Source organism: Intrasporangium sp. (assembly GCF_032907665.1).
Classification (GTDB): Bacteria; Actinomycetota; Actinomycetes; order Actinomycetales; family Dermatophilaceae; genus Intrasporangium.
Genome location: NZ_JAJJPG010000012.1, coordinates 31,154 through 38,325, shown reverse-complemented (window position 1 = coordinate 38,325; position 7,172 = coordinate 31,154). Strand labels below are relative to the sequence as shown.

5 protein-coding genes are annotated in these 7,172 nt (G+C 69.8%); 3 read left to right on the top strand and 2 right to left on the bottom strand.

Annotated features, from left to right (window positions below; all coding sequences use genetic code 11):
* The first annotated feature begins 138 nt into the window (after nucleotides 1–138).
* Nucleotides 139–864 (top strand): TetR/AcrR family transcriptional regulator, encoded by a 726-nt coding sequence (locus tag LOY02_RS03635; protein ID WP_317180967.1) that lies wholly within the window; start codon nucleotides 139–141, stop codon nucleotides 862–864.
* 60 nt (nucleotides 865–924) lie between these two features.
* Here the strand turns inward: LOY02_RS03635 and LOY02_RS03630 are convergent, their stop codons facing one another.
* Nucleotides 925–1,722 carry a TetR/AcrR family transcriptional regulator gene (locus tag LOY02_RS03630; protein ID WP_317180966.1) on the bottom strand — a complete coding sequence of 266 codons (798 nt, stop codon included), beginning with the start codon at nucleotides 1,720–1,722 and terminating at the stop codon, nucleotides 925–927.
* 180 nt (nucleotides 1,723–1,902) lie between these two features.
* Between LOY02_RS03630 and LOY02_RS03625 the strand changes: the two genes are divergently transcribed.
* Nucleotides 1,903–3,321, top strand: coding sequence for an MFS transporter (locus LOY02_RS03625; protein ID WP_317180965.1), 1,419 nt, complete (start codon nucleotides 1,903–1,905; stop codon nucleotides 3,319–3,321).
* 130 nt (nucleotides 3,322–3,451) lie between these two features.
* Here LOY02_RS03625 and LOY02_RS03620 read toward each other — a convergent pair whose 3' ends face one another.
* Nucleotides 3,452–4,801, bottom strand: a complete 1,350-nt coding sequence (locus LOY02_RS03620; protein WP_317180964.1) for a serine hydrolase domain-containing protein — start codon at nucleotides 4,799–4,801, stop codon at nucleotides 3,452–3,454.
* Nucleotides 4,802–4,978: 177 nt separating this feature from the next.
* On the opposite strand from LOY02_RS03620, the gene LOY02_RS03615 reads away from it, so the two are divergent.
* A partial coding sequence (locus LOY02_RS03615) for an NADP-dependent isocitrate dehydrogenase (protein WP_317180963.1) occupies nucleotides 4,979–7,172 on the top strand: 2,194 nt, incomplete at its 3' end.

Below are 7,172 nucleotides of genomic sequence, written 5' to 3'. Positions count from 1 at the left end.
GTGGTGGAGGGAGTGGTGGAGGGAGTGCTGGCTGAAACCATGCGTCGAGCCCTAACTGTGTAGCAGGCATAGTGTTTATGACGCACACAAAATAGAGCGCAACTGCGTATCGCGCAAGCAATTAGTAGACTCCCGTGAGTGACCGAGCTGCCGCGTTACCTCCAGCTCCTCTGGGGCCGAGAGCCCGAGGGCCGCCGCGGACCCAAGCCCGGCCGGAGCATCGAGGAGATCGGGGCGGCTGCGGGCGCCATCGCCGACCGGGACGGCCTGGGCGCCGTGTCGATGAAGAGCGTCGCGGAGGCAGTCGGTTTCACGACGATGTCGCTCTACCGCTACGTCGACAGCAAGGACGAGCTCCACGCGGTCATGCTCGACGTCGCCTACGGCCGCCCGGAGCTCGACTACGGCGACCTCGACTGGAGGTCGCGGATCTCATTGTGGACCAAGGAGATCGCGGAGCGCCGGCTGGCCCATCCCTGGACCGTGGAGCTGGCCCAGATGTCACCTCCGCTGACGCCCCACACTCTCGCCTGGATGGAGGCCGGTCTCGAGGCCCTCGCAGGCACCCCCCTGTCCAGTCAGCAGCGCCTCTCGGCCATGCTCGCCATCGACGTCTGGAGCCAGAACCACGTCCGCCAGTCGACGCGGATGGGTCTCGTCGGCCGGCCCGAACCCGACTCGATGCAGGCCAACTACCTCGCGATCATGGGCGAGCTCATCGACCCGCTCCACTTCCCCCACCTCGCCGCCGCTGCTCCCGAGGCCTTCGACGACGCCGACGAGGACTTCTTCGCCGACGAGTTCGACCGCGGCCTCACCCTCCTTCTCGACGGCATCGAGGCCCTCGTCGCGCGCTCCCGCTGACCGCGCGCTGGGCGCGGTCCCAGCCCAGCGGCATACGACAGGTGCCGTATGCCGCTGGGCTCACTGCTCCTCGTCGCCGCCGGGGGCCACCTGGCTGGCGATACCGGCGATGAACATCTCGATGCCGTGGCGGAACCGTTCCCGCCCGTCCCCGGCCATGATCTCGTCGAGGTGCGCGGTCAACGTCGGGAACCGCTCGGTCGGGAGCGCGGCGAAGAAGCCCGCCACCTGGTCGACGTACTCCTTCCCGCGCTCCTCCGCCTCCTCGACGGTGCCGCCGAACCGGCGCTGGAGCAGCCAGCCCTCGTAGGCGTCGGCGGCGATGTAGAGGGCGAGCCGGTCCATGGCCCAGGCGGCGATCCGGACGGGGACGCCGCCACGCAGCATGGCGGCCATCATCTCCTCCGACGCCTCGAGGGCGACCGGGCTCGTCGGGATGTCGGCGAAGCTGAACAGCGCGATGTCGGAGTGTGCCCGGTAGACGTCGTAGGCCCGGTCGGCGAACTGGCGCACGCCCTCCTGCCAGTCCAGCGAGGCGAAGTCGGGGAACGTCATCTCCTCGATGACCCGGTCGTGAACATGCCTCAGCAGCTCGTCCCGGGAGCTGACGTAGGCGTAGAGGGACGCGGGGCCGGTGCCGAGCTCGGACGCCACCCGCCGCATCGTGACCGCCTCGGTCCCCTCGGCGTCGATGATCTCGAGAGCGACAGTGACCATCCGCTCCAGCGACATGGGCGTCCGCGCCCTGGTCGGTCGCCCGGACGGCTTCCACGGCGCCACCGGAATCGAAGCATCCTCCGACGGGGTCGCCGCGCTCGCCGTGAGGTCGGACCCGGGCCCAGTCTTCACACCGTCCATGCTCCCGCTCCTTCGGTCTCGAACATTGTACTTGACGCGAACATTGTTCGTGAGTAGAACAGTGTTCCGTCAACGAACAGTGTTCCATCGAAGGAAGCAGGGGGACCGCACATGTCAACTGCCACCAGTCCGACACCGAGGCCGACACCCAGTCCGACACCGAGGCCGAGGCCCAGCGAGGTGGCGTACCGCTGGCGGTGGCCCGCACTCCTCGTGGTCCTGGCCGCCGAGGTGATGGACCTGCTCGACGTGCTCGTCACGGTCATCGCAGGCCCCTCCGTCCTCAGGGACCTCGGCGGCTCGACGACCTTCATCCAGTGGTTCACCGCGGCCTACACCGTCGCGATGGCCTCGGGCCTGCTCATCGGCGGGCGCCTCGGCGACATGTTCGGCCGCCGGCGCGTCTTCCTCATCGGCATGGCCGGCTTCGCCGTCGCGTCACTGCTGTGCACGGTGGCTCTCTCGGCCGAGATGCTCGTCGCCACCCGGGTGGTCCAGGGCTTCTTCGGCGCAGCGATGATTCCCCAGGGCCTGGGGCTCATCAAGGAGATGTTCCCACCCGACGAGATGGCGCGTGCCTACGGTCTGTTCGGCCCCGTCATGGGCCTGTCGTCGGTCGGCGGTCCCGTCCTCGCCGGATGGCTCGTCGATGCCGACCTGCTCGGTCTGGGGTGGCGGATGATCTTCGCCATCAATCTCCCCATCGCGCTCGTCGGCATCGTTGCCGGGTTGCGGTACCTGCCGGCCTCGAGTCCCGACCCGGACCTGAGCATCGACCTGCCGGGGTCCCTGCTGGCGACGATCGGGATGGCCGGGCTCATCATCCCCCTCATCCAGGGACGCGAGCACGACTGGCCCGCGTGGAGCTTCGCGCTCATCGCTCTTGCCCTGGCGGCGTTCGTCGGCTTCGCGGTGCTCGAACGACGGCGCGACCGGGCCGGACGGGCGACTCTCGTGGTCCCCTCGCTCTTCGGCAAACGGGCGTTCACCGCCGGGCTGGTCACCGGCCTGCTCTTCTTCGCCTCGCTCATGGGCATCTCGCTCGTCGTCACCCTCTTCCTCCAGCTGGGGCTGGGGTTCGATCCCCTGCGCGCCGGGGTCGCCGGTCTGCCGCAGGCCCTCGGCATGGTCGTCGGCTTCCTGCTCACGCAGGCTCTGCACGTACTGGGCCGCCGGCTCATGCATCTCGGGGCGACCACAGTGGTCGGCGGAGCGCTCCTGCTCAGCGCAACGATCGGCTCGGCGGGCGACGCGATCGATGCGTGGTCCCTGGCGCCGGGGCTCGCCATCATCGGCGTCGGTCTGGGCCTCACCATGGCACCGTTCTTCGACATCGTCCTCGCGGGGGTCTCTCCCTCCGAGTCCGGCTCGGCTTCAGGCACGCTGACGAGTGTGCAGCAGATCGGCGGAGCCCTGGGGATCGCCGTCCTCGGCACGGTCTTCTTCACGCCGGTCGAAGATGCGATGCCCGGCCCGACTGTCGACACGTTCGCCAGCGCCACCCAGGCATGCCTGTGGTTCGCTGCGGTGTTCGTCGTCGGAGCGGGACTCCTGACCTTCCTGCTGCCTCGCAGGGCCGAGCACTTCGGCGCCCACTGAGGTCACCCACCAGGGTCGCCCACCAGGGTCGCCCACCGGGGCCAGCCAACCAGCGCGTCCGCCGAGGTCCAGGATCGGGAGACGCTCCGGCCGACGCGGCCGTCGCAGGGTCGCGTCGTCGGGCCTGGCGTCAGGACCAGCCGACCTCGTCGACGCCGCCGGGGACGTCTGCCTCCGGGTCGTACGGGGTGCGGGTGAAGCGGAAGCTCTGCAGGTCGAGGTGCGACACCGTGCCATCGGCACGACGGACCACCCGAAGTGGCTCTCCCGTGTGGTAGCCGTCGAGGCCCCGCCACTCGTCCGGACCGACCCGCTCGAACCGGGCGCCGCGGCCCTCTCCCGGCTCGCCGAGGACGAGGTGATCCCCCACCGCCTTGGCCATCGTCACCGTCGGACCCCAGTGCCACAGCCCGAGGAGCTCGAGCAAGCCGGGGTCACCGGCGGCATGCCACGGCTCAGGAGGCTTCGGCTCGCGCTCGACGAAGTCGGTGAGCAGGGTGCCGACCTGAGGTCCGAACGGGCCGGCGGTCGAGTTGGTGGAGGCGACCAGCCCGTCTCCGGTCTCCAGGTCGACGCGCAGGCCGGCGAGGAAGCCCGGCATCGAGCCGCCGTGCCCGGCCAGGCGGCGGCCCTCGATGTTCCACACCTGCCACCCCAACCCGTGCGCGACCGTCCAGGGCTGGCCGGGGCTGTCGCCGACGACGTGCGGCTCGAGCATCTCCGCCAGGGTGTCTGCAGCGAGCACGTCGCCCGTGTCCCCGCCCGCGAAGACGGCCCAGGTCGCGAGGTCCTCCACCGTGGTCCAGAGCTGGCCGGCCGGCCCCATCGCACCCGCGTCGTGCTCGGGCTCGGGCAGCAGGACGTCGGCGAAGGGGTGCACGGCCCATCCGGGCGCCGCCTTGCCACTCGGCCGCGCCGTCGTCCGCGTCATCCCGAGCGGCTCGAGCAGGTCGCGACGGACGACGTCGAACCAGCTCGCCCCATGGGTCCGGGCCAGCAGCTCGCCGAGCGCGGCATAGCCGACGTTGGTGTAGTGGAACCGCCGGCCGGCGCGGAACCGCTGCACGACGGGCGAGGCGGCGAGCTCCTCCCAGGTGCCGCCCGGGGTTCGCTCCCACCACGGACCGTTCGTCTCCGCCTGCACCCCTGCCGCGTGCGAGAGCAGCTGCGCGACGGTGGCCCCACCGAGCCGCGACCCCGGCACGTGCTCCTCCAAGCGGTCCTCGAGGTCGAGCCTCCCGGCGTCACGCAGCCGCATCACTGCCACGGCAACGAACGTCTTGGTGATCGAGCCCATCCGGTACTGCGTGTCGAGGTCGGCCGGCTCCCCGCCTGCCCGGCCGTCCAGGGTGCCGATGGCTCGCGACCACACGAGTCCGCCGTCGCGCACGATCCCGGCAACGACCGAGGGCAGCCGTGAGTCTCGCTGGATCCCGGCGAGGCGCCGGTCGAGGTGGCGGACGGTGGCTTCGCTGATCACCCCGCCACCCTAGTGAGGGCACGTCGTCGGGAGCAGCGAGCCCAGCGGCATACGGCACCCTCTGGCCTGTGGCGTGGTGAAGAGCACCCCGGCAGGATGGGAGGGCCTGACCGCGGCGGCGCCGCATCCGATATCTTGATATCAAGATTTCTCTCGGACCCTCGAAATGGAGCACTGGTGACGGACTCGAAGATCATCTACACGTACACCGACGAGGCCCCCGCGCTCGCCACGGCGTCGCTGCTGCCGGTCGTCCAGGCGTTCGCGGCGAAGGCCGGCGCGGACGTGGAGACCCGCGACATCTCGCTCGCAGGCCGCATCCTCGCCGCCTTCGACCTCGCTCCCGACGCGCTCGCCGAGCTCGGCGCCCTGGCCCAGCGCCCCGAGGCCAACATCGTCAAGCTGCCCAACATCTCGGCCTCGATCCCCCAGCTCAAGGCTGCGGTGAAGGAGCTCCAGGAGAAGGGCCACGCGGTCCCCGACTTCCCCGACAACCCGACGACCGACGAGGAGCGTGCGGCCCGCGCCGCCTACGGCAAGGTTCTCGGGTCGGCGGTCAATCCCGTGCTGCGTGAGGGAAACTCGGACCGGCGGGCGCCCGCGTCAGTGAAGAACTATGCCCGCAGGCACCCCCACTCGATGGGGGCGTGGACGGCCGACTCCAGGACCAACGTCGCGACGATGGACGCCGACGACTTCGCGCACAACGAGAAGTCCGTCGTCCTGTCCAAGGACGACACGCTCCGCATCGAGCACGTCGCGCCCGACGGCACGACGACGGTCCTCAAGGAGTCGCTCCCGGTGCTCGCCGGAGAGGTCGTCGACGGGACCTTCATGAGCGCTGCCGCGCTGCGCGACTTCCTCGCTGCCCAGGTCCAGCGCGCCAAGAAGGAGGGCGTCCTCTTCTCCGTCCACCTCAAGGCGACGATGATGAAGGTCTCCGACCCGATCATCTTCGGGCACGCCGTCCGCGCCTTCTTCCCCGACGTGTTCGAGAGGTATGCCGCTGAGCTGGCTTCCGTGGGCGCGTCCCCCAGGGACGGGCTCGGTGCCGTGCTCAAGTCGCTCGGCGGGCTGCCGGAGGACAAGCGTGCCGAGATCGAGGCGGCGTTCCAGTCCGGCTTCGAGCAGGGTCCCGCGATCGCCATGGTCAACTCGGACAAGGGCATCACCAACCTCCACGTCCCGAGCGACGTCATCGTCGACGCGTCGATGCCCGCGATGATCCGCACGTCCGGACACATGTGGAACGCCGCCGGTGAGGAGCAGGACACCCTCGCCGTGCTTCCCGACAGCTCCTACGCGGGGATCTACCAGGTCGTCATCGACGACTGCCGCGCCAACGGCGCCTACGACCCCGCCACGATGGGCTCCGTGTCCAACGTCGGCCTCATGGCACAGGCTGCCGAGGAGTACGGCAGCCACGACAAGACCTTCGAGATCCCCGCCGACGGTGTCGTCCGGGTCGTCGACGAGTCCGGCACCGCGCTCCTCGAGCACACCGTGTCGGCCGGGGACATCTGGCGGGCCTGCCAGACCAAGGACGTCCCGATCCGCGACTGGGTCAAGCTCGCCGTCACACGGGCCCGTGCGACCGGCGTCCCTGCCGTCTTCTGGCTCGACGAGGCCCGCGCTCACGACGCGAACCTCATCGCCAAGGTGCGCGAGTACCTCACGGAGCACGACACCGAGGGTCTCACCATCGAGATCATGAAGCCGACCGACGCGATCGCCTTCTCCCTCGCGCGGATCCGCAAGGGCGAGGACACGATCTCGGTGACGGGCAACGTCCTGCGTGACTACCTCACCGATCTCTTCCCGATCCTCGAGCTCGGCACCTCCGCCAAGATGCTCTCCGTCGTGCCACTCATCAACGGTGGCGGCCTCTTCGAGACCGGCGCGGGCGGCTCGGCACCCAAGCATGTGCAGCAGCTCGTCAAGGAGAACTACCTGCGATGGGACAGCCTCGGCGAGTTCCTCGCGCTGGCAGTGTCCCTCGAGCACCTGTCCGAGGTGACGGGCAACGCCAAGGCGAAGATCCTCGGCGAGACGCTCGACCGCGCAACGGGCACGGTCCTCGACGAGGGCAGGTCCCCGGCGCGCAAGGTCGGCCAGATCGACAACCGCGGCAGCCACTTCTGGCTCGCGGTCTACTGGGCGCAGGAGCTCGCCTCGCAGACGGAGGATGCCGAGCTCGCAGCCGCGTTCACCGAGGTCTCGGCGAAGCTCACCGAGCAGGCCGACTCCATCGACGCCGAGCTCATCGCCGTCCAGGGGCAGCCGGTGGACATCGGTGGCTACTACCTGCCGGACCCGGAGAAGGTCGCCTCGGTGATGCGGCCGTCGCAGACGTTCAACGACATCCTCGCCA

Coding starts and splice junctions, on each gene's coding strand:
- LOY02_RS03630 (WP_317180966.1), bottom strand. CDS start 1,722: ATGGACGGTGTGAAGACTGGGCCCGGGTCCGACCTCACGGCGAGCGCG.